The 22018-nt window shown below is 38.1% G+C and carries 25 protein-coding genes and 3 pseudogenes; 1 reads left to right on the top strand and 27 read right to left on the bottom strand.

What is annotated here, in order from left to right; all coding sequences use genetic code 11:
• Nucleotides 1-317 precede the first annotated feature (317 nt).
• Nucleotides 318-1301, bottom strand: coding sequence for an RluA family pseudouridine synthase (locus tag BAR153v2_RS02085; RefSeq protein WP_078680101.1), 984 nt, complete (start codon nt 1299-1301; stop codon nt 318-320).
• A 210-nt stretch (nt 1302-1511) separates the two neighbouring features.
• Between BAR153v2_RS02085 and BAR153v2_RS02080 the strand changes: the two genes are divergently transcribed.
• The gene (locus BAR153v2_RS02080; RefSeq protein WP_078680100.1) at nt 1512-3299 is read left to right on the top strand and encodes a glucan ABC transporter ATP-binding protein/ permease; all 1788 of its coding nucleotides are present in this window, start codon (nt 1512-1514) and stop codon (nt 3297-3299) included.
• Nucleotides 3300-3393: 94 nt separating this feature from the next.
• Here BAR153v2_RS02080 and alaS read toward each other — a convergent pair.
• The 26 genes and pseudogenes from alaS to rpsS all read right to left on the bottom strand — a co-directional run bounded on the left by alaS (nt 3394) and on the right by rpsS (nt 22009).
• A pseudogene (gene alaS, locus BAR153v2_RS02075) lies at nt 3394-6062 on the bottom strand (alanine--tRNA ligase).
• A gap of 204 nt (nt 6063-6266) precedes the next feature.
• Nucleotides 6267-7310 carry a recombinase RecA gene (gene recA, locus BAR153v2_RS02070; RefSeq protein WP_078680099.1) on the bottom strand — a complete coding sequence of 348 codons (1044 nt, stop codon included), beginning with the start codon at nt 7308-7310 and terminating at the stop codon, nt 6267-6269.
• Between the two features lie 233 nt (nt 7311-7543).
• A complete protein-coding gene (locus BAR153v2_RS02065) occupies nt 7544-8863 on the bottom strand; it encodes a replication-associated recombination protein A (protein ID WP_078680098.1) in 1320 nt (439 codons plus the stop codon).
• Between the two features lie 9 nt (nt 8864-8872).
• The gene (locus tag BAR153v2_RS02060) at nt 8873-10267 is read right to left on the bottom strand and encodes a DegQ family serine endoprotease (RefSeq protein ID WP_078680097.1); all 1395 of its coding nucleotides are present in this window, start codon (nt 10265-10267) and stop codon (nt 8873-8875) included.
• Nucleotides 10268-10557: 290 nt separating this feature from the next.
• A complete protein-coding gene (gene rplQ, locus BAR153v2_RS02055) occupies nt 10558-10986 on the bottom strand; it encodes a 50S ribosomal protein L17 (protein WP_078680096.1) in 429 nt (142 codons plus the stop codon).
• Nucleotides 10987-11009: 23 nt separating this feature from the next.
• On the bottom strand, nt 11010-12023 hold the full coding sequence (locus tag BAR153v2_RS02050) for a DNA-directed RNA polymerase subunit alpha (protein ID WP_078680095.1): 1014 nt from the start codon (nt 12021-12023) through the stop codon (nt 11010-11012).
• A 94-nt stretch (nt 12024-12117) separates the two neighbouring features.
• Complete coding sequence (rpsK, locus tag BAR153v2_RS02045; protein WP_078680094.1) at nt 12118-12507, bottom strand: 30S ribosomal protein S11; 390 nt, start codon at nt 12505-12507, stop codon at nt 12118-12120.
• Nucleotides 12508-12640: 133 nt separating this feature from the next.
• Entirely contained in the window at nt 12641-13009 is a 369-nt protein-coding gene (gene rpsM, locus BAR153v2_RS02040; RefSeq protein WP_078680093.1) for a 30S ribosomal protein S13, read from the bottom strand.
• Nucleotides 13010-13191: 182 nt separating this feature from the next.
• A complete protein-coding gene (locus tag BAR153v2_RS02035) occupies nt 13192-13770 on the bottom strand; it encodes an adenylate kinase (protein WP_078680092.1) in 579 nt (192 codons plus the stop codon).
• Nucleotides 13767-15112 (bottom strand): annotated as a pseudogene (gene secY / locus BAR153v2_RS02030) (preprotein translocase subunit SecY). The gene BAR153v2_RS02035 and the pseudogene secY overlap by 4 nt, the downstream one beginning before the upstream one ends.
• Nucleotides 15113-15241: 129 nt before the next feature.
• Nucleotides 15242-15708: pseudogene (rplO, locus tag BAR153v2_RS02025) on the bottom strand (50S ribosomal protein L15).
• 20 nt (nt 15709-15728) lie between these two features.
• Nucleotides 15729-15935 (bottom strand): 50S ribosomal protein L30, encoded by a 207-nt coding sequence (gene rpmD / locus BAR153v2_RS02020; protein ID WP_078680091.1) that lies wholly within the window; start codon nt 15933-15935, stop codon nt 15729-15731.
• Nucleotides 15936-15965: 30 nt separating this feature from the next.
• Complete coding sequence (rpsE, locus tag BAR153v2_RS02015) at nt 15966-16514, bottom strand: 30S ribosomal protein S5 (protein ID WP_078680090.1); 549 nt, start codon at nt 16512-16514, stop codon at nt 15966-15968.
• 115 nt (nt 16515-16629) lie between these two features.
• Nucleotides 16630-16992: a 50S ribosomal protein L18 gene (gene rplR, locus BAR153v2_RS02010; protein WP_078680089.1), complete on the bottom strand. Its 363-nt coding sequence runs from the start codon at nt 16990-16992 to the stop codon at nt 16630-16632.
• Between the two features lie 12 nt (nt 16993-17004).
• Nucleotides 17005-17538: a 50S ribosomal protein L6 gene (gene rplF, locus BAR153v2_RS02005; RefSeq protein WP_078680088.1), complete on the bottom strand. Its 534-nt coding sequence runs from the start codon at nt 17536-17538 to the stop codon at nt 17005-17007.
• A gap of 37 nt (nt 17539-17575) precedes the next feature.
• Complete coding sequence (gene rpsH / locus BAR153v2_RS02000; protein WP_078680087.1) at nt 17576-17974, bottom strand: 30S ribosomal protein S8; 399 nt, start codon at nt 17972-17974, stop codon at nt 17576-17578.
• A gap of 14 nt (nt 17975-17988) precedes the next feature.
• Nucleotides 17989-18294: a 30S ribosomal protein S14 gene (gene rpsN / locus BAR153v2_RS01995; RefSeq protein ID WP_078680086.1), complete on the bottom strand. Its 306-nt coding sequence runs from the start codon at nt 18292-18294 to the stop codon at nt 17989-17991.
• 24 nt (nt 18295-18318) lie between these two features.
• On the bottom strand, nt 18319-18876 hold the full coding sequence (gene rplE / locus BAR153v2_RS01990) for a 50S ribosomal protein L5 (protein WP_078680085.1): 558 nt from the start codon (nt 18874-18876) through the stop codon (nt 18319-18321).
• A complete protein-coding gene (gene rplX, locus BAR153v2_RS01985) occupies nt 18869-19183 on the bottom strand; it encodes a 50S ribosomal protein L24 (RefSeq protein WP_078680084.1) in 315 nt (104 codons plus the stop codon). Before rplX ends, rplE begins: the two co-directional genes overlap by 8 nt.
• Before the next feature lie 12 nt (nt 19184-19195).
• Nucleotides 19196-19564 (bottom strand): 50S ribosomal protein L14, encoded by a 369-nt coding sequence (gene rplN / locus BAR153v2_RS01980; RefSeq protein WP_013545242.1) that lies wholly within the window; start codon nt 19562-19564, stop codon nt 19196-19198.
• Between the two features lie 147 nt (nt 19565-19711).
• On the bottom strand, nt 19712-19951 hold the full coding sequence (gene rpsQ / locus BAR153v2_RS01975; protein ID WP_078680083.1) for a 30S ribosomal protein S17: 240 nt from the start codon (nt 19949-19951) through the stop codon (nt 19712-19714).
• A gap of 12 nt (nt 19952-19963) precedes the next feature.
• Nucleotides 19964-20164: a 50S ribosomal protein L29 gene (gene rpmC, locus BAR153v2_RS01970; protein ID WP_078680082.1), complete on the bottom strand. Its 201-nt coding sequence runs from the start codon at nt 20162-20164 to the stop codon at nt 19964-19966.
• Between the two features lie 12 nt (nt 20165-20176).
• The gene (gene rplP, locus BAR153v2_RS01965) at nt 20177-20590 is read right to left on the bottom strand and encodes a 50S ribosomal protein L16 (protein ID WP_078680081.1); all 414 of its coding nucleotides are present in this window, start codon (nt 20588-20590) and stop codon (nt 20177-20179) included.
• A gap of 38 nt (nt 20591-20628) precedes the next feature.
• On the bottom strand, nt 20629-21339 hold the full coding sequence (gene rpsC / locus BAR153v2_RS01960) for a 30S ribosomal protein S3 (RefSeq protein WP_078680080.1): 711 nt from the start codon (nt 21337-21339) through the stop codon (nt 20629-20631).
• Nucleotides 21339-21728 (bottom strand): 50S ribosomal protein L22, encoded by a 390-nt coding sequence (gene rplV / locus BAR153v2_RS01955; protein ID WP_078680079.1) that lies wholly within the window; start codon nt 21726-21728, stop codon nt 21339-21341. Before rplV ends, rpsC begins: the two co-directional genes overlap by 1 nt.
• A gap of 2 nt (nt 21729-21730) precedes the next feature.
• Nucleotides 21731-22009: a 30S ribosomal protein S19 gene (gene rpsS / locus BAR153v2_RS01950; protein WP_013545248.1), complete on the bottom strand. Its 279-nt coding sequence runs from the start codon at nt 22007-22009 to the stop codon at nt 21731-21733.
• Nucleotides 22010-22018 lie beyond the last annotated feature (9 nt).

The raw sequence follows: 22018 nt of genomic DNA, 5'->3' as shown, positions 1-22018 counted from the left end.
TATGCTCGTGATGCTTTATAAGTACCTGCTTTAATTTTAATTAAGGTAGATGACCCATTAAAAGGTGGTTTTAAAAAAATCTCCTAGCTAATATTTTGATCCCATTACTGATTACAGAGCTCTCAAACGATTTTTATTTATACGTCAATTATTCTTGTAACATGCAAATAACTTCTTTATTTCTTTTCAAATAGACTAAATTCCAATAAGATAACGTTTCTCTTTCTTACATTTTCATTCAAAATAAAAATGATATATTATCATTACAAATCAATTAATTATTAATCTTGAAAAACAAAGTACAGTGTTTTTTTCTATTATTCTGTGCCACCATCGAGTTCGTTAAAAGCGAAAAGATTAAAACTTTGCAGCATATGAGGTGGTAAAGGTGCAGTAATATCTAATATACCTCCTGAAGGATGAGGTATACGAATACGACGTGCATGAAGATGAAGCCGATTTTGCATTCCTCCTGGCAATGCCCAATTACTATCAGGAAAAAAATATTTTGAATCGCCAATAATAGGATGCTTCATATAAGCAGCATGAACACGTAATTGATGTGTTCTACCTGTATAGGGCTCCATTTCAAGCCAAGAAAGGGCTTTTCCTCGTGTATCCAAAACACGATAATAAGACACTGCATGATTGGAATCCGCTTGTCTACGTTCACAAACACGCACTTTATCACCTTGTTCAGTTATTTCTCTGACCATCCATGTCGAAATTTTATCTTGTTTTTTTCTAGGTACTCCCCGTACCAAAGCCCAATAAGTTTTCTTTGTTTCTCGTGTTCTAAAAGCAGCAGTCAAAGCCTGTGCCGCTCCTCTTGACCGTGCAACAACAAGAACTCCCGATGTTTCACGATCAATGCGATGAACCAATCGTGGTTTTTCACCTTTTTTATTGCGCCATACTTCAAGCATACTATCAACATGACGCGTCAAACCAGAACCGCCTTGTACAGCTAAACCTGCCGGTTTATTAAAAACAAAAATTTTTGAATCTTCATAAAGGAGCATATCTTTTAAAATTACTTCATCCTCCTGTCCAAAAATGATTTTATTGAATACAGGAGCACTATCCTCCTTATCTATAAGGAAAGGGGGCACACGGATAGATTGGCCGACAACAAGACGCACATCATTTTTAACACGTCTACCATCAACCCGTATTTGTCCAGAACGTAGAAGCTTTTGCAAATATCCAAACCCAACATCTGGATAATACACCTTAAACCAGCGATCTAAACGCATTCCACTTTCATCTGCCTTAACCTTTTTTATTTTTACACCCACCATAACAATTCTCTTGCTATAAATTTGTTATTAACATTCCCATCCTACTGTATATAAACACAAAAAACGATCTTATAAATTGATGCTATCACGCTTCATTACAATCCGTATCCAAAATTGCATTCTCCTCTTGCATAAATTTTATTAGTTCAAAGACTAATCACTAATATTAGAGAATCAAAACCTGATCGTGAGAATTGGAGATAATCATCTGTGTCTTTATTTAAAATTTATGCTCGTATTCTTTCTTACCTCAACAAAGAAAAAAATGCATCTATTTTAATCTGTTCAGCTAATGTTATTTTAGCTATAATTACAATTATAGAACCTATTTTATTTGGACAGGTTATTGATGCAATTGCAGATAAATCGGGCATTATTTCTACCCTCACAATGTGGGTAGGCTTTGGTGTTTTTAATATTATTTCTTATGTACTCGTAGCGCGTAGTGCTGACCGCTTAGCACATAGATGTCGCTTAACTGTTTTAATAGAATCTTTCGAACGTATCATTGCTATGCCATTAATTTGGCATCAGCAACGTGGAACTTCTAATGCTTTTCATACATTACTACGTGCAATAGACGCTATGTCAACCATATGGCTTGACTTTATGCGTCAACATCTCTCAACTCTTGTTGCATTATTTGTTCTCGTGCCAATAGCTTTTAAAATGAATTGGCGTCTTTCAATAGTTTTGCTTGTCCTCGCTATTATCTATGTATTAATTGCACGCTTAGTGATGCAAAAAACAAAAGACGGACAAGCAGCAGTAGAACGCTACCACCATGATCTTTTTAAACATGTCAGTGATTCCATTTCCAATGTTGCCATTGTACAAAGTTATAATCGAATAATAGAAGAAACCTGCACGCTTCATCAACATGCAGATAATCTTCTTAGAGCTCAGAATCCTGTTTTAAATTGGTGGGCTCTCGCTAGTGGATTAAATCGAATGGCCTCAACAATTTCCATAGTATGTGTCCTTCTTCTAGGTGCCTTTTTTGTAACAAAAGGCCAAGTTCGAGTAGGAGAAGTTGTTGCTTTTGTTGGATTCGCTCAATTAATGATTAATCGCCTTGATCAAATTAGCAATTTCATCAATTTAGCTATATCTTCACGGGCAAAACTAAAAGATTTTTTTGAAATGGAAGACTCTACTGTTCATATCAATACACCGGAAAACCTTCCTTCTATTCAAAATGTTAAAGGTGTCATTCAATTTCATCATGTATCTTATAAGTTTCTTAATTCTTCTGAAGGTGTTTTTGATATTTCATTTAAAGTTAAAGCAGGACAAACCGTTGCAATTGTGGGGCCAACGGGTGCTGGAAAGACAACATTAATCAATTTGTTACAACGCATATACGATCCCACATTTGGACACATCAGTATTGATGGAATAGATATACGAACAATTAATCGTGAGTCTTTGCGTAAAGTTTTAGCAACAGTCTTTCAAGATTCTGGTCTTTTCAACCGGAGTATCCGCAATAACATTTTAATAGGCAAAGCAAACGCAACAGATGAAGAACTCTATGAAGCCGCAAAGATAGCTGCTGCTCATGACTTTATTTTAAGAAAAAACGATTGTTACAATACGTTAGTGGGTGAGCGAGGCTCACAGTTATCAGGTGGAGAAAGACAACGATTAGCAATCGCACGTGCCATCTTAAAAAATGCACCCATCCTTATTTTGGATGAAGCAACAAGTGCTCTTGATGTTGAAACAGAAGCTCGTGTTAAAAATGCTATCGATTGTGTAAGTCAAAACCGCACTACCTTTATTATAGCACACCGTCTTTCAACAATTCGCAATGCTGATCTTATATTATTTTTAGATCATGGCCGTTTAATTGAAAAAGGTAGTTTTCAAGAACTTATAAGCAAAGGCGGTCGCTTCTGTAAATTATTACAAACTAGCGGTTTAATGATTGATCAAGAAGCAATAAAAACAGAAAATGAAAACATAGTGCTATTACACAAAGCCATTGCATCATAAAATTGTTTCTTTCTGTGCCTTTAAATAAAAATTCAATTTAACTATATCCAATCGAAGCCTTCTTAAAAACTGAAACATAAAACAAGAATAAAAATTACCCTTTAAGAAAAGCCTTTAACGCCGTAATCGCTTCCTCAGCTTTATCTCCTTTGGAACCACCGGCCTGTGCCATATCAGGGCGTCCACCGCCACCCTGACCACCAAGAACAACAGAAACAATGCGCACTAAATCAACAGCATTTAACATATTTATTAAATCATCAGTAACCCCAACAACAGCGCTTCCTTTGCCATCTTCCGAAACACTAACAAAAGCAACCACTCCAGATTTAATTTGCTTTTTTCCAGAATCCACCAATGTTTTAAGATCTCGTATTGCAATGTTTCTAAGAACACCCCCCATAAAAGAAATGCCATTAATATTAATAGTTGTAATTTCCCCTTTTCTACCCTGTAAAGCCTTACCATTTAGAACAACATTCTTTCGTGTATTGTTCAACTCTTTTTCAAATTTACGACGATCATTAAACAAATTCCTTACACGTTCTTCCAAATTAGCAGGAGAAATTTTTAAAAAACTAGCAATTTCATAAATTCGCTTATCTTGTTGACGCAAATAAAGGCGCGCAGTTGTACCCGTTAAAGCTTCAATACGACGAACTCCAGAAGCTACAGAACTTTCAGCAACAATATGAATTAAACCAATATCACCTGTTCTCTGTACGTGAGTACCCCCACAAAGCTCAATTGACCAATGCTTTTTTAATGCTATTGGCTCACACCTCTCTCCCATAGAAACGACACGAACTTCATCGCCATATTTTTCACCAAACAATGCCACTGCCCTTCAAAAACTGCATCATCTAGCGCCATTAAGCGGGTTGTGACCTGACTATTTTGTAATACAATATCATTTGCCAAATCTTCTACTCTCTTTAGCTCTTCTGATGAAATTGGCTTTGGATGAGAAAAATCAAAACGCAACCGACTAGGAGATACTAAAGATCCCTTCTGCGCAACATGAGGTCCCAATATACGACGCAAAGCTTCATGCAATAAATGAGTAGCAGAATGATTGGCACGAATTTTTCTACGACGCTCAGAATCAACAGTAAGTTCTACACAATCAGATATCTTTGCTTGACCAGATTTTACTTTTCCAATGTGAATAAAAACACCATCACCCCTTCTCTGGGTATCACGCACCTCGAAAACAAAAGACTCACCAGAAATAACACCACTATCACCTATCTGCCCGCCAGACTCAGCATAAAAAGGCGTTTGATTGACAACAAGCATGGCATCTTGCCCTGAAGAAATATGATCAACAATTTCACCATCACAAATAAGAGCCGTAATAACGCCTTCAGCTTTTTCTGTTTCATAACCTAAAAATTCTGTAGTTCCTACCTGATCACGAATAGAAAACCATATTGTTTCTGTTACTGATGCGCCAGAACCAGACCAATTGGCACGATTTTCTGCTTTCTGAAGCTCCATTGCTTTTTCAAAAGCTTCGATATCAACAGATATTCCCCGACGTCGAAGAGCATCTTGCGTCAAATCAAGTGGAAAACCATATGTATCATAAAGTTTAAAAGCAACTTCACCATCAAAATGATCACCTTCTTTAAGATCAGTGCTTGCTTCATTTAATAAACTAAGTCCTCGTTCAAGAGTTTTATGAAAACGCGTTTCTTCTAACTTTAAGATTTCTGAAATTAAGGCCTCAGCACGCACTAATTCGGGATAAGCTTGCCCCATTTCGCGAATTAAAACAGGTAAAAGTTGCTCCATTAATAACTCTTTAGCACCAAGAAAATGAGCATGACGCATAGCACGACGCATAATACGACGCAAAACATACCCCCGACCTTCATTGGAAGGAAGGACACCATCAGAAATCAAAAAAGCAGAAGAACGCAGATGATCAGCAATAACACGATGGCTAGCAATAAATTCACCCGTTGCTTTTACTCCTGTTATCTCTTGTGAAGCAGAAATTAATTTACAAAAAAGATCAGTATCATAATTATCATGAACACCTTGCAAAACAGCTGCAATGCGTTCTAATCCCATACCAGTATCAATAGAAGGACAAGGTAATTCAATTCGCTCTTCTTTATTAACTTGCTCATATTGCATAAAAACAAGATTCCAAATTTCAATAAAGCGATCACCATCCTCATCAGCACTTCCCGGAGGCCCGCCAAAAATTTCACCGCCATGATCATAAAAAATCTCTGAACAAGGACCACAGGGACCTGTATCTCCCATCGACCAAAAATTATCATTGGTCGTAATACGGATAATTTTTTCGTTTGGAAGTCCCGAAATTTTACGCCATAACTCAGCTGCAATATTATCGGTATGATAAACTGTAATCAATAATTTATCTTTCGAGAGACAAAACTCTTTGGTTAAAAGATTCCACGCAAAAAAAATTGCTTCTTCTTTAAAATAATCACCAAAAGAAAAGTTCCCAAGCATTTCAAAAAAAGTATGATGACGTGCTGTATAACCAACATTATCAAGATCATTATGCTTTCCACCCGCACGGACACATTTTTGTGCTGTGGTTGCCCTTTTATAAGGGCATTGCTCAAATCCAGTAAAAACGTTCTTAAACTGAACCATTCCTGCATTTGTAAACATCAATGTAGGGTCATTACGTGGAACCAGTGGACTCGAAGAAATAATTTCATGCCCATTACGACGAAAATAATCCAGAAAAGTTGACCGGATATTATTAACACTATTCATATTTACACCTGTAGAATAAAGTAAAAAATCGCAAAAAACAAATGACTATCTAAGACAGCAATTTTTTGCTAACTTTAGAACTTTAATCAAGACAGAAATATTCTCACAGAAAAATAAAAGTAAACAATCTTGTATTGCAAAATTCTAACAAATAAAAACAGAATAAACTTTAAATAAAGGAAACCTATTCAAATTAATATTGTATCAGATTGATTCATCATCCTCTGTACTTTCTAATCCAGAATTTTCTAGCAATTCAATTGCAATTAAACCAGCGTTTTGTCGTAAAGCTGTTTCAATCTCAGAAGCTATCTCTGTATGCTCACGTAAAAACTGCTTTGCATTTTCACGCCCCTGCCCTAAACGTTGAGAATTATAAGAGAACCATGAACCAGATTTTTCTACAAGGCCAACTTTAACACCTAAATCTACCAATTCCCCCAATTTAGAGATGCCCTCTCCATAAATAATATCAAATTCAACTTGCTTGAATGGAGGCGCTAACTTATTTTTTACAACTTTAACACGAGTCTGACTTCCAATAATTGTGTCACGATCTTTAATAGCCCCAATGCGACGAATATCCAAACGAACGGAGGCATAAAACTTTAAAGCATTTCCACCTGTTGTTGTTTCAGGAGAACCAAACATTACACCAATTTTCATACGAATTTGATTAATAAAAATAACCATACAGTTAGAGCGAAAAATCGATGCTGTTAATTTTCGTAATGCCTGACTCATTAACCTAGCTTGTAATCCAGGTAAAGAATCTCCCATTTCACCATCAATTTCTGCACGTGGAGTTAAAGCTGCCACTGAGTCAACAACAAGCACATCAACCGCACCAGAACGAACAAGTGTTTCTGTAATTTCCAATGCCTGTTCACCAGTATCTGGCTGAGAAATAAAGAGATTTTCTAAATCAACACCAAGTTTACGTGCATAAATAGGATCAAGAGCGTGTTCTGCATCAATAAAAGCACAAATCCCACCATTTTTCTGCGCTTCAGCAATAGAATGAAGAGCCAGTGTTGTTTTCCCAGAACTTTCTGGTCCATAAATCTCAATAATGCGTCCTTTTGGTAGTCCACCTATCCCCAAAGCAATATCCAAAGATAATGAACCAGTTGAAACTGTCTCAATTTCAACAACCTGCTCTTTCTGCCCAAGACGCATAATTGAGCCTTTACCAAACGAACGTTCAATCTGTGAAAGAGCAGATTCTAGAGCTTTTGTTTTATCCACAACTATATCCTTAGTGAGTTATAACAAATTTAATATAATATGTACTTGTACTATATACTGTACTCTTCACCTAATTAAAGCCTCTAATTTGGATGTTCACAGACTATTTCTTTTTATTCGTCGTTGTTTCAACAATACCAGACTCTCTCCCCTTAAAAGAAACTAGGTTTTCTTTTACAATATGGCTAAGTACAAAAACTATCAAAAATATACTCCTATTCTCCTCTGAAATCTTATTTTAAATTAACTCGTTTTTGTCTTAACTTCTTCCACCACTCAAGACGCTTCATAATTTCACGCTCAAAACCACGTTTTTGTGGTTGGTAATAAATCTGACGCCCAAGTTCTTCAGGGAAATATTCCTGTCCTGAAAAAGCATCCTGTTCATCATGGTCATAACGATAACCATGCCCATATCCCTCTTCTTTCATAAATTTGGTGGGAGCATTAAGAATGTGCTTAGGAGGAGATAAAGAACCGTTTTTGCGAGCACTATGCATCGCCGCTTTATAAGCAAGATAAGTTGCATTTGATTTTGGTGCAGTTGCAACATAAAGACATGCTTGCACAAGAGCCAATTCCCCTTCAGGTGATCCTAGATAACGATAAGCATCTTTTGCTGCGTTACAAATTACAAGAGCTTGTGGATCTGCTAAACCAATATCTTCAATAGCTATACGAACCAACCTACGCCCAATATATAAAGGATCTTCACCTGCATCAAACATACGTGCAAGATAATAAAGTGCAGCATCAGGATCAGAACCACGAACTGATTTTTGCAATGCTGAAATAAGATCATAATGACTATCTCGTCCTTTATCGTAAATCGGAGCTCGACGCTGAATAACAGCTTGCAGAGTTTTGGCATTAAACACTTCTTCTGACTGTGCAACCCGCCAAATCTCTTCTGCTAATGTTAAAGCTGCTCTTGCATCACCGTCAGACATCCTTATCAAAATTTCTCTAGCTTGATCATCTAAAGGCAGTGCTCTTCCCTCCATTTTTTCAGCACGCTTCAAAAGTATCTCCAAACTTTCATTATCATGTGTGTGAAAAGTTAAAATACGTACACGTGAAAGAAGAGCAGCATTAAGTTCAAATGAAGGATTCTCAGTTGTTGCTCCTACAAGAATTATAGTTCCATCTTCCATAAAAGATAGAAAACTATCCTGCTGAGCGCGATTAAAGCGATGAATTTCATCGATAAATAATAACGTCTGACATCCAGACATTAAACGAGCTCGAGCTACTTCAAAAATTTTCTTTAGCTCCGATATTCCAGTAAAAATAGCAGAAACTTGTTCAAAAGCAAAATTTGTTTCAAGTGCCAATAAACGTGCTATCGTCGTTTTACCTGTGCCTGGCGGTCCCCAAAAAATCATGGAACTAAATGAGCCAGATGCAGCCATACGTGAAAGAAAACCTTCCGCTCCAATTAAATGGTTTTGCCCTACCACTTCATGAAGAAAGCGGGGACGCATCCTTTCTGCAAGAGGGCGATTTTGATTAACAGAAGAATCAAAAGATAAAGTAAAAAAATCTTTATTCAAATAAAATCCTCAACGAATCAATTGACGAATATGTACACCATTGCGCTCATATTCTAGTTCCCAAATATGTGAGTATTTTTGCGTAAGCACTTTTTTCAATTGACTCACAGTTTGAATTTTATGGCCATTAACAGTATGCAAAATATCTCCAGGACGAAAAATACCCGCAGCGTTACTTATTTGGTCAACATTGGTAATTATCACACCTTTCGCAGTAACAGGAAGATGAAATCGTCGACTATTGTACTGCGTTAAATCTAATACTTCAGCGCCAGAAAGAGGGTTTTCTCCTACAATTTTTTCAGATTTTACAAACGCAGACTCTGGTGTTGATAATACAGTTATTTCTGTTTTAAAAATTTTTCCATCCCGTAAATATTCTAAAACAAGGCCCTGCCCAATCCTAGTTGTCATCAAACGATATCCAAGACTATCTGGACTCTCAATTTGCATCCCTTGCACACTCAAAATAACATCACCTACTTTTAAACCAGCTTTCTCAGCGGGACCACCTTTGATAATTTCAATAATGAGAGCACCATGCGAATGTTCTAAACCTAAACCACCTGCAATATCAGGTGTAATACTTTGAAAAGATGCTCCAATATAAGGCGGCACAAAAAACTTTCCACCACGCTTAACTGTATCAAGAACAACTTTAATAAGATTAACTGGAATAGCAAAACCAATCCCTACAGAACCACCTGAACGTGAATAAATAGCCGTATTAATCCCTATTAATTGACCTTTCATATCAATTAAAGCCCCACCAGAATTACCTGGATTAATAGCAGCATCTGTTTGAATGAAAAAATCAAAATCAGAAATACCTATACGCGTACGCGCTTGTGCTGAAACAATACCGCTTGTAACTGTCTGCCCAACACCAAAAGGATTACCAATCGCTAGAACAAGATCTCCAACTTCCACTGTATCAGAATCCCCTAAAGGAAGAACAGGAAATTGAGAACCTTTCGAATTAATTTCAAGTACTGCAATATCAGTTGTTTCATCCTTTAATATAACTGTACTTTCAAATTCCCGGCCATCAGAAAAAGCAACTTTAATTTCGCTAGCATCCTTAATGACATGGTAACTAGTAACGATCAAACCACGTGTATCAACAATCACTCCAGATCCTAATGATGCCTGAGTACGCAAAGACCGCTTACCTTGATAACGACCAAAAAATTGTTCAAAAAATGGATCTCCCTCAAAAGGCGAACGCACTCTAATTTTCCGTGCAGCATAAATATTCACAACAGATGGAACAGTCTTTTTAACTAAAGGAGCAAATGAAAAAGTAATATCTGATTGTTTTTGTGGAATTTGAGCATTCGCATAATGAAACGTTGTTTGTGCCATAATCATAAAAAAAAGTCCCATTAAAATAGAATATTTCATTATTAGCTCCTTCATAAACTAAAGGCTTACTTCATAAGATAAGAAGCCCTCCTACTTACCTTGAAAACCGATAATCATCACTAAATAACTGATGAGTTAGGCACAAAAAACTTATCTAAACAACAAACAATATATAAATTAAACAACTCAATGAATAGAGATCTCCCCTCTCCTTTTATATATTGGAAAAATTAGCCCTACAATTTTAATAAAAAACCGCTCTTAAAATTTAATAAAAAAAACCGCCTTTAAAAGACGGTTTTTAAAAACCTAATAAAAAATTGCTCCTTTTATGAAGTAGCTTCCTCTTTAACAGTTGTTGCTTCCACGCGTGCATGATCAACAGAACCTTTTGCGTCAACATCGCGATCAACGAACTCAATAACTGCCATAGGAGCATTATCACCCGTGCGAAAACCTGCCTTCATAATACGCAAATAACCACCTTTACGTGATACATAACGTGCAGCTAACGTATCAAACAATTTTGCAACATGTTTCGCATCACGAAGAGCTGAAATCGCTTGCCGACGTGCATGCAAATCTCCACGCTTACCAAGCGTAACTAATTTTTCAACAATAGGACGAATTTCTTTAGCCTTTGGAAGCGTCGTCATAATCTGCTCGTGCTCAATAAGCGAAGCCGCCATATTTGCAAACATTGCTTTACGATGACTAGCCGTTCGGTTCAGCTTGCGACCTGATTTACTGTGGCGCATAAGCCTTCTCCTTCAATTTTAATTTAATACTGATCTTCATAACGTTTAGCAAGATCATCAATGTTTTCAGGAGGCCACGCAGGAATTTCCATTCCAAGATGGAGCCCCATACATGCGAGAACTTCCTTAATTTCATTCAATGATTTTCGTCCAAAGTTTGGTGTCCGAAGCATTTCAGCTTCCGTTTTTTGGATAAGATCACCAATATAAACAATATTATCATTTTTAAGACAATTTGCTGAACGCACTGAAAGTTCTAATTCATCTACCTTTTTGAGCAAAGCCGGATTAAAAGAAAGCTCAGGATCCGGCTCTTCAATCAATTCTTTTTGTGGTTCTTCAAAATTAACAAATACCAATAACTGATCCTGAAGAATACGCGCTGCAAAAGCAATTGCATCTTCACCGTTAACAGCACCATTAGTTTCAACTGTTAATGTCAATTTATCATAATCCAGAATCTGTCCTTCACGTGTATTCTCTACTTTATAAGATACTTTACGAACTGGTGAATAAAGGCTATCAACAGGAATGAGACCTATTGGTGTATCATTAGTACAATTTCGTTCCGCTGGAACATAACCCTTCCCTGTATTGACAATAAGTTCCATGCGAACTTCTACGTCTTCATCCAATGTGCAAATAACATGCTCCGGATTAAGTATTGCCATATCTCCAATTGTTTGTATATCCCCAGCTTTAACTACACCAGGCCCTTCTTTACAGAGAATAACCCGCTTAGGTCCCTCCTCTTCCATACGTATCGCAATCTCTTTGATATTTAAAATAATATCTGTAACATCTTCACGAACACCTGGGATTGACGAGAATTCATGTAAAATACTATCAATTTGTACAGCAGTAACTGCAGCGCCACGAAGTGATGACAGCAACACACGACGCAATGCATTTCCTAATGTCAAACCAAAACCACGTTCAAGAGGCTCTGCAACTACACTTACAATATTCGGATCATTATGCGCATGAAACTCCACTTTATTGGGTTTAATTAATTCCTGCCAGTTTTTCTGGATCATATTTTTATTCCTGTTCTTTAGTTCCGTCACCATTCAATCGCAACGGCCAGTGTGAACATCGGAGGAAACTCCGACAATGAAAAACAATACCCAATTAAACACGCCGTCTTTTACGCGGACGACATCCATTATGAGGGATTGGTGTCACATCACGAATGGAAGTAATTAAAAAGCCAACAGATTGCAATGCACGTAAAGCGGATTCACGACCTGCTCCAGGACCACAAACTTCAACTTCCAATGAACGCATACCATGCTCTTGGGCTTTTTTAGCACAATCCTCTGCTGCAACCTGTGCAGCAAAAGGCGTGGATTTACGTGATCCCTTAAATCCCTGAGCTCCAGCAGATGACCATGCAATTGTATGTCCCTGAGGATCAGTAATAGTAATCATCGTATTATTAAATGTTGAATTGATATGTACAACACCTGATGAAACATTTTTACGCTCGCGACGGCGAACACGCGTGGCTTCTTTGGCCATAGCTTTCCTTTCAATGATCTCTCTACTGCCGTAACACCAGCAGCTCCACCTTATTTGCTTTTGTCTCAAAGTTCAACAAAAACAAAATGTCCAAAATAAAACCTTCACAATCAATTAAAGCAATTAAAGATTTTTACTTCTTCTTACCAGCAATTGCTTTAGCAGGACCTTTACGTGTACGTGCATTTGTATGCGTACGCTGCCCACGAACAGGCAAAGAGCGACGATGACGTAAACCACGATAACAGCCAAGATCCATCAAACGCTTCACACTCATCGCAACTTCACGACGGAGATCTCCTTCAACTTGATAACTTTGGTCTATTGTCTCACGAATCTGTAAAACTTCCGCATCCGAAAGCTCATGTACACGACGCTCTAGAGGAATACCAACTCTCTCGATAATTTCCTGAGCAAATTTTTGTCCAATCCCATAGATATATTGAAGTGCAATAACTACACGCTTATTTGTCGGGATATTGACGCCAGCAATACGGGCCACGCCTATTCTCCTTGAGTATGTTAACAGTTTACCATAAAATACTTAAAGCATTTTATAGAAAAAATGGTTTTGGTTCAAACATGTTCCGAACCGCGTTATTCCTACTGAAATGAATCAAATTGATTTCTGATAGATTTCATTACAAAAGTCAACTCTTTTCAATTTATTTTTGATAGAGTCCTTCATTTAAAAAGCTCTTTAATTGCGCGTGACACACCAGAAACATCAGCCATTCCATCAACTGTTTTTAGCAATCCAATATCCGAATAAAACTTTGATACGGGAGCTGTTTTTTCGCGGTATTCCACTAATCGTTTTGCAAAAGCACCAGGATTATCATCTGAACGAACCTGCTCACCAGAAACAACTGTTTCCTGTACACGCTTTTTTATACGCTCAATCAACGCATCTTCATCAACAATAAGCTCAATAACCGCATCAAGTTGTTCATTTTTTGATTTTAAAATTCGCTGCAATGCCTCTGCTTGTGCCACGGTCCGCGGATATCCATCCAATATAAAACCACCTGCGCAATCACTTTCACTAATACGCTCTGATACAATTTGATTAACAATATTATCAGGTACCAAAGAACCAGATTCCATTATCGCTTTAGCTATTTTACCAACTTCTGTTTCTTTCATAATAACTGCACGCAGCATATCACCTGTGGACAGCTGAGGAATATTATATTCATCTGTAAGTATTTTAGCTTGTGTACCTTTGCCAGCTCCAGGAGGACCTAAAAGAATCACTCTCATCGTTTTCTTCTACCTCCACGAAGTTTTGATTTTTTAATCAATCCTTTATATTGGTGTGCAACAAGGCTCCCCTGAATTTGAGCAACTGTATCAAGTGTAACAGTAACAACAATGAGTAAAGACGTACCACCAAGATAAAAAGGAATATGCAATGTTGATATAATAAACTCAGGAAGTAAACAAATCAAAATAATATAAACAGCTCCAACAACAGTAATACGCGTTAAAACATAATCAATATACTCAGCTGTACGCTCACCAGGGCGAATCCCTGGAATAAAGCCAGAGTGCCTTTTTAATTGTTCTGCTGTATCACTCGAGCTAAATACAATAGCTGTATAGAAAAAGCAAAAAAACGCCATCAAAGCAGCGTAAACAATCATATAAAGTGGTTGTCCATGACCAAGAAAAAAAGAAATAGTTTGAACCCATTGTGGCATTTTATCAGAAAAATTATTAATGGTTGCAGGTAACAATAATAAAGATGAAGCAAAAATTGGAGGAATAACACCAGCAGTATTTAACTTCAAAGGAAAATGAGACATATCACCTTGAAACATCTGGTTTCCAACTTGACGCTTCGGATACTGAATAATAATCCTCCTTTGTGCACGCTCTACAAAAACAATAACACCAATAATAAAAACAGCAATAACAACAATTCCGATTAATAAAAAAGTTGATAAATCAGCCTGACTATGAGCAGTTAAAAGTTGAGCAAAAGTAGAAGGGAAATTTGCTACAATACCTGTAAAAATAATTAGTGAAACTCCATTACCAATGCCACGTGACGTAATCTGTTCACCAAGCCACATTAAGAATATTGTTCCACCAACTAATGAAATAACCGCCGTAATACGAAATATTATACCTGGTTCTATAACTATTTGAAGACCCGTTCCTATACCAGTTTCAAGCGCAACTGCGATACCAAAAGCTTGTAAAATTGCCAATATAACTGTCATATAACGAGTATATTGATTGATAATCTTACGGCCTAATTCTCCCTCTTTTTTGAGCGCTTCTAATGAAGGAACAATAGATGTTAACAACTGTACAATAATTGACGCTGATATATAAGGCATTATACCTAACGCAAAAATTGCCATACGTCCAACGGCACCCCAGCAAACATATTAAACAGTCCTAATACACCAGATGCGTGATGTTCAAATGTTTGTCGTAAAACATCAATATTAATGCCAGGTAAAGAAATATAAGTACCAAAACGATATATAAGGAGTGCAGCCAAAGTAAACCAAATACGTTTTTTTAATTCAGTTGCACGCGAAAAAGCGCCAAAATTCATATTGGAAACCAATTGCTCTGCAGCCGATGCCATAAATTTTCTCCAGTTTATAGGCCAAATTTCTAACTTAAATAAGCATATTTTTTTAAGACTCAATATTTCTTGATGAATAATCAATAAAAGAGAAGTGCGCACTCCGCAGTATTATTTATGCCACAATAATCACTGAGTAGCCTTGCAAAAATTAACCTGACCACCAACCTTTTCAATTTTTTACGAGCCATTTCAGAAGCGCCTGAAACATTAAATGTAATCTTAGCTTTTAACTCTCCATCGGAAAGAAGACGCACACCATCTTTTGCCCGACGAATGATACCAGCCTCTTTTAATGTAACAACATCAACTGATTTCTTAATATCCAATTTACCTACATCAACTGCTAATTGAATACGACCTAATGAAACCTCATTGTAAGCTTTAGAAAACAAATTCTTAAATCCACGCTTCGGTAAACGGCGATAGATAGGCATTTGCCCTCCTTCAAAACCATTAAGAGACACACCAGAACGTGACTTCTGACCTTTAACACCACAACCACCAGTTTTACCAGTACCAGAACCGATACCACGCCCAATACGTTTACGGCTCTTTCTTGCGCCCCCACGATCACGTAATTCATTGAGCTTCATTTTATATACTCCTGCAACTTTCAATTTTCATCTATAACTCGAACAAGATGCTGAATTTTAGCAATCATACCTCGCACACAAGGCGTATCTTCTAAAATACGACGGCGATGCATTTTATTTAATCCAAGCCCCTTTAACGTTGCACATTGCACCTGCGGCTTCCGAATCGAACTTCTAATTTGCTCTATTGTTATAGTCTTGCTAATCTGAGGTTTTTTTTGAATCATTTTTAATTCCCTTTTCAACAAGGCTAGATACTATTCTTCCGAACCAATCAAATTTTGACGGCGCGCCTGCAACACTGAATATTTAATGCCTCGCTGTGCCGCGATATTTTTAGGATGTACCTGGTGCTTTAATGCATCAAAAGTCGCACGCACCATATTATAGGGATTTGACGAACCTAATGATTTTGCAACAATATCTTGCATACCAAGTGTCTCAAAAATGGCACGCATTGGCCCACCAGCAATAATACCAGTACCAGCAGAAGCCGCACGCAACAAAACATAACCAGCCCCATGACGACCTTCAACATCATGATGTAATGTACGCCCAGACCGAAGTGGTACATAAATCATTTCACGTTTTGCAGACTCTGTAGCCTTACGAACCGCCTCAGGTACCTCACGCGCTTTACCATGACCAAAACCAACACGCCCCTTTTGATCTCCAACAACAACAAGAGCAGCAAAACCAAAACGCCGACCACCCTTCACAACTTTAGAAACACGATTAATATGAACAAGCCTATCAATAAACTCACTATTACGCTCATCCCGATCACTACGCTCTTTTTGTGCCATTCCTCATTCCTTTTTCTTTTCCGGAAGCACGCTAACAAAGCCTTAGCACAAAACCAAAGGAACTCACACGAAATATCCTAAAGATCTCCTTACTAAGCTTTCTAAGCAATATACTTTAAAAGTTTAAACCACCCTCACGAGCAGCTTCAGCCAAAGCCTTTATTCTACCATGATAAACATATGGTCCACGATCAAAAACAACTTCCTTAACACCAACTTCTTTCGCACGCTCAGCAATTAACTTACCAACGACAAAAGCAGCTTCTTTATCAGCACCACTTTTTAAAGAGTTTTTCAAATTCTTTTCAAGAGTACATGCAGAAACAAGAGTACGTCCACTTTTATCATCAATAATTTGAGCATAAATATTCTGATTTGAGCGATAAACACTAAGCCGCAGACGACCATCAGCAACCGCTTTAATTCGACGACGAACACGTTGGGCTCTACGTTGGACAATTCCCTTAGAAGAAACCATGTCATGAAATCCTTATTTCTTTTTACCTTCTTTACGCACAATATGCTCATCTGCATACTTAACACCTTTACCCTTATAAGGCTCAGGTGTACGATATTCGCGAATTTCTGCTGCTACTTGTCCAACTTTCTGTTTATCAATCCCGAAAACAATAATTTCTGTCGGTTTAGGAAGTGTTACAGTAACATCAGATGGTACTTTATAAATAACATCATGAGAAAAACCTAATGATAACTGAATATCTTTACCCTGCAAAGCAGCACGATAACCAACACCATTAATTTCAAGTTTTTTTTCAAAACCATCTTTTACACCACAAAAAATATTTTCAATCATCGAACGCGACATACCCCATTTAGAGCGAGCACCCTTTGATTGATCACGTGGTTCTACTAATACAACATTTCCCTCAAGCTTAACTAAAACTTCATCATTAACGACATAACTCAACTCACCTTTCGGACCTTTCGCCTTAACTAACTGACCATCAACGACAGCAGTAATTCCAGAAGGAACCGAAATGGGTTTTTTTCCAATACGAGACATTGTCTAACCTGCTTTTCTTCTATTTCCTTTAAATTAATTAGAAAACACGACAGAGAAGTTCTCCACCAACATTTTGTTTACGCGCCTCATGATCGGCCATCACCCCATTGGGAGTTGATAAAATTGAAATACCAAGACCATTCGCCACTGGAGGAATAACTTTAGCAGAAACATAAACACGACGACCTGGCTTTGAAACACGCGAAATTTCACGAATAACAGTTGAACCTTCAAAATATTTTAGCTCAATTTCAATTGAAGATTTTCCATTCCCGATATCAACCTGATTATACCCGCGAATATAGCCTTCTAATTTTAGAACATCAAGAACCCCTGCACGAAGTTTAGACGCAGGGGTGATGACCTTTCCTTTTTTACGACCAAGCGCATTCCGGATACGAGTCAACATATCACCAAGAGGATCTGACATAGACATCTAATAAACTCCCCTTACCAGCTAGATTTAACAATTCCGGGAATATATCCCAAAGATCCAAGATTACGTAATGCAATCCGTGACATCTTCAACTTACGATAATAAGCACGCGGACGACCCGAAACTTCACAACGGTTACGAATACGAACTTTTGCAGAATTACGAGGCAAACCTGCCAGCTGAATAGAAGCTTTAAAACGCTCTTCAAGCAAAATTTCCTGATTCATCACTATTGCTTTTAAACGCGCACGACGTGCAGCATAACGCTTTACCATCCTTTCACGACGTTTATTTTTTTCAACGGCACTCACTTTGGCCATAATTTCACCTCACTATATTTGCCGTTACGAACGAAATGGAAAATTAAAAGCACGCAATAACTCACGCGCTTCATCATCCGTTTTCGCTGTTGTACAAACAATAATATCCATACCCCAAATCTGATCAACTTTATCGTAGTTAATTTCTGGAAATACAATATGCTCTTTAATACCCATAGCAAAATTGCCACGACTATCAAAACTCTTTGGATTCAAACCACGAAAATCACGAATCCGTGGAAGTGCAATTGTAACGAGACGATCCAAAAACTCAAACATACGATCTTTACGTAGTGTTACTTTAGCTCCAAGCGGCATCCCTTCACGTACTTTAAAGGTTGCAATAGAATTGCGTGCATAGGTAACAACAGCTTTTTGCCCCGTTATCAATGCCAAATCTCCAGCTACAATAGATGGTTTTTTTGAATCAGCTGTCGCCTCACCAATCCCCATATTAATCACAATCTTATCAACACGGGGGATTTGCATTTCATTTTTATAATTAAACTTTTCTTGAAGTATTTTACGAACTACTTCAAAATAATGCGTCTTCATACGCGGCTTTTGTTTTCTCTCAGCCATTAATTGTTTCTCCTGAACGCTTGGCAAAACGAACCTTATCACCATCCGCATTCAAACGGAAGCCTACACGAGTAGGCTTACCATCTCTAGGATCAGAAAGCGCCAAATTAGACAAATGAATAGGAGCTTCTTTAGAAATAATCCCAGCCTCTTGTTTCTGCGTTTGACGTTGATGACGTTTAACGAGATTAAGCCCAAAAACAAGAGCATTATTTTCCTTCGGGTTCACCTTGATGACTTCACCCTTACACCCTTTATCCTTACCGGACAAGACAATTACTTTATCACCTTTTCGAATCTTTTGCATAACATTCACTCCTTACAACACTTCAGGAGCAAGAGAAATGATCTTCATATGGTTTTTACCACGAAGTTCTCGAGGAACCGGTCCAAAAATACGCGTACCAATCGGCTCTTTCTTATTGTCAACTAAAACAGCCGCATTTCTGTCAAAACGAATTACGCTACCATCCACACGACGAATATCTTTGGCAGTACGAACCACTACAGCTTTCATCACATCTCCTTTTTTTACACGCCCACGAGGAATAGCGTCCTTAACTGAAACAACAATGATGTCGCCAACCAAAGCATACTTCCGCTTTGAACCGCCTAACACTTTGATGCACATGACACGACGCGCACCAGAATTATCTGCAACATCGAGGTTTGTTTGCATCTGAATCATGAATGGTCACCTTTTCTTAAACACCGACCTCCGGCTGTATCTTTGATACACCCGAACTCGCCCGCTAAATAATAATGAAGCTTTTGTTTCAAAATCCATCTCCGGGTATAAACCAAGATTAAATTTAAAAACAATTCACCTAACTGACTACGCTACACTATCTTTAACAACAATCCAACGCTTATCTTTCGAGATTGGTTTAGATTCCTGAATAAAAATCCGATCTCCAATTTTGAACTGATTATTTTCATCATGCGCTTTATACTTTTTAGATTGCCGAACCGTCTTTTGGAGCAACGGATGAGAATAACGACGCTCCACCTTGACAATAACAGTTTTATCACTCTTATCACTAACAACAACACCTTGCAGAATGCGTTTAGGCATCTTTTAACTTCCTTAATCTTTATTTTCGTTCATTTTCTGACGAAGAAATGTTTTAATACGTGCAATGTTGCGACGAACTTGTTTAATACGTGCAGTCTTCTCTAACTGACCTGTCGCTTTCTGAAAACGCAAATTAAACTGCTCTTTTTTTAAGCTGGCCAATTCATCTTTCATTTGATTGAGCGTTTGCGCTCGTAATTCTGCAGCTTTCATCGCTTAACCTCTTTATTCAGCAATACGCTGTACGAAACGAGTTTTAACAGGAAGTTTTGCTGCACCTAACCTAAGTGCTTCACGCGCCACATCCTCAGAAACCCCATCAAGTTCAAACATAACACGCCCAGGTGCAACGCGTGCCGCCCAATAATCAACACTTCCCTTACCTTTACCCATACGAACCTCCGTTGGTTTAGACGTGACAGGAACATCCGGGAAAATACGAATCCATACACGACCAGAACGCTTCATATAACGTGTAATTGCACGACGCGCCGCCTCAATTTGACGAGCAGTAATACGCTCTGGCTCAATAGCTTTCAAACCGTAAGCACCGAAATTCAAGCCTGTTCCACCCTTCGAAGAACCGTGAATACGACCCTTAAATTGTTTACGGAACTTTGTGCGCTTTGGCTGCAACATTGCTCTCTACTCCAAAATTTTTAATTCAACCACAAAAATTAAACATTTTCGCGGCGACGGTTCAATAAAGAATTCGAATGATCCCCCTCCGTAGCACGACGTTCCGATGCCATTGGATCATGTTCAAGAATTTCACCCTTAAAAACCCAAACTTTAACACCACAAATACCATAGGCAGTTTTAGCTTCTGCTGTACCATAATCAACATCAGCCCGCAATGTATGAAGTGGAACGCGACCTTCACGATACCACTCCATACGAGCAATTTCAGCTCCTCCAAGACGACCAGAGCAATTAATACGAATTCCCTCAGCCCCAAGACGCATAGCGGATTGAACGGCACGCTTCATTGCACGCCGAAAAGCAACACGACGCTCAAGCTGCTGAGCAATGGACTGAGCAATAATTGTAGCATCAATCTCTGGTTTACGAATTTCAACAATATTTAGCGAAGTTTCAGCATCAGTCATCTCTGAAAGTTTGCGACGCAACTTTTCAATATCAGCACCTCTTTTACCAATGATTAGACCAGGACGCGCCGAATGGACAGTTATACGACACTTTTTATGAGGCCGCTCAATAACAACCTTAGAAACAGCTGCTTGCTTTAATTCTTCAATTATATATAAGCGAATTTTTACATCTTCATGAAGAAGACGCCCATATTCACCACTATCAGCATACCACCGTGAATCCCAGGTCCGATTAATTCCAAGACGAAGTCCTATTGGATTGATCTTCTGTCCCATTATACACCCCTCCCTTTTCCTATAACTTCACGCACAACAATAGTGAGATGAGAAAATGGGCGTTTTACTCGATTAGCCCGACCACGCCCTCGAACATGAAAACGCTTCATTACAATAGATTTACCAACATATGCTTCTGCAACGATCAAGGAATCAATATCAAGATCATGATTATTCTCTGCATTAGCAATTGCTGACTCAAGAGTAGTCCTAACAGTACTAGCAATACGCTTACGTGAAAATGTCAAATCAGCTAATGCCATATCAACTTTTTTGCCACGAATCATTGCAGCAACCAAATTAAGCTTCTGCGGACTTACACGAATTGTTCGGGCGATAGCTTTCGCCTCAGTATCTTTAAGTTGGCGTGGAGCCTTAGCTTTGCCCATTCCTACTTCCTCTTCGCTTTTTTATCTGCACCATGCCCATAATAGGTTCGGGTGGGAGCGAATTCACCAAATTTGTGCCCAACCATCTCTTCAGAAACAGAAACAGGGATATGTTTATTGCCGTTGTAAACACCAAAAGTCAAACCCACAAATTGTGGCAAAATAGTAGAACGACGACTCCAGATTTTAATAACCTCATTACGCCCACTAGCGCGAACTTTTTCTGCTTTCTTAAGAAGATAGCCGTCAATAAACGGACCTTTCCAAACTGAACGAACCACTTTAGACTA

Origin of the sequence: Bartonella sp. AR 15-3 (genome assembly GCF_002022445.1) — a bacterium.
Classification (GTDB): domain Bacteria; phylum Pseudomonadota; class Alphaproteobacteria; order Rhizobiales; family Rhizobiaceae; genus Bartonella.
Note: the sequence above shows the minus strand (reverse complement) of the source record. Positions and strands in the feature narration are given on the sequence as shown.

What these genes read in the sequence shown, in the direction of transcription:
- BAR153v2_RS02085 (WP_078680101.1), bottom strand. Translation starts at nt 1,301, where the DNA reads ATGGTGGGTGTAAAAATAAAAAAGGTTAAGGCAGATGAAAGTGGAATG.
- BAR153v2_RS02060 (WP_078680097.1), bottom strand. Translation starts at nt 10,267, where the DNA reads ATGAAATATTCTATTTTAATGGGACTTTTTTTTATGATTATGGCACAA.
- rplQ (WP_078680096.1), bottom strand. Translation starts at nt 10,986, where the DNA reads ATGCGCCACAGTAAATCAGGTCGCAAGCTGAACCGAACGGCTAGTCAT.
- BAR153v2_RS02050 (WP_078680095.1), bottom strand. Translation starts at nt 12,023, where the DNA reads ATGATCCAGAAAAACTGGCAGGAATTAATTAAACCCAATAAAGTGGAG.
- rpsK (WP_078680094.1), bottom strand. Translation starts at nt 12,507, where the DNA reads ATGGCCAAAGAAGCCACGCGTGTTCGCCGTCGCGAGCGTAAAAATGTT.
- BAR153v2_RS02035 (WP_078680092.1), bottom strand. Translation starts at nt 13,770, where the DNA reads ATGAGAGTGATTCTTTTAGGTCCTCCTGGAGCTGGCAAAGGTACACAA.
- rpmD (WP_078680091.1), bottom strand. Translation starts at nt 15,935, where the DNA reads ATGATTCAAAAAAAACCTCAGATTAGCAAGACTATAACAATAGAGCAA.
- rpsE (WP_078680090.1), bottom strand. Translation starts at nt 16,514, where the DNA reads ATGGCACAAAAAGAGCGTAGTGATCGGGATGAGCGTAATAGTGAGTTT.
- rplR (WP_078680089.1), bottom strand. Translation starts at nt 16,992, where the DNA reads ATGGTTTCTTCTAAGGGAATTGTCCAACGTAGAGCCCAACGTGTTCGT.
- rplF (WP_078680088.1), bottom strand. Translation starts at nt 17,538, where the DNA reads ATGTCTCGTATTGGAAAAAAACCCATTTCGGTTCCTTCTGGAATTACT.
- rpsH (WP_078680087.1), bottom strand. Translation starts at nt 17,974, where the DNA reads ATGTCTATGTCAGATCCTCTTGGTGATATGTTGACTCGTATCCGGAAT.
- rpsN (WP_078680086.1), bottom strand. Translation starts at nt 18,294, where the DNA reads ATGGCCAAAGTGAGTGCCGTTGAAAAAAATAAACGTCGTGAAAGGATG.
- rplE (WP_078680085.1), bottom strand. Translation starts at nt 18,876, where the DNA reads ATGGCTGAGAGAAAACAAAAGCCGCGTATGAAGACGCATTATTTTGAA.
- rplX (WP_078680084.1), bottom strand. Translation starts at nt 19,183, where the DNA reads ATGCAAAAGATTCGAAAAGGTGATAAAGTAATTGTCTTGTCCGGTAAG.
- rplN (WP_013545242.1), bottom strand. Translation starts at nt 19,564, where the DNA reads ATGATTCAGATGCAAACAAACCTCGATGTTGCAGATAATTCTGGTGCG.
- rpsQ (WP_078680083.1), bottom strand. Translation starts at nt 19,951, where the DNA reads ATGCCTAAACGCATTCTGCAAGGTGTTGTTGTTAGTGATAAGAGTGAT.
- rpmC (WP_078680082.1), bottom strand. Translation starts at nt 20,164, where the DNA reads ATGAAAGCTGCAGAATTACGAGCGCAAACGCTCAATCAAATGAAAGAT.
- rplP (WP_078680081.1), bottom strand. Translation starts at nt 20,590, where the DNA reads ATGTTGCAGCCAAAGCGCACAAAGTTCCGTAAACAATTTAAGGGTCGT.
- rpsC (WP_078680080.1), bottom strand. Translation starts at nt 21,339, where the DNA reads ATGGGACAGAAGATCAATCCAATAGGACTTCGTCTTGGAATTAATCGG.
- rplV (WP_078680079.1), bottom strand. Translation starts at nt 21,728, where the DNA reads ATGGGCAAAGCTAAGGCTCCACGCCAACTTAAAGATACTGAGGCGAAA.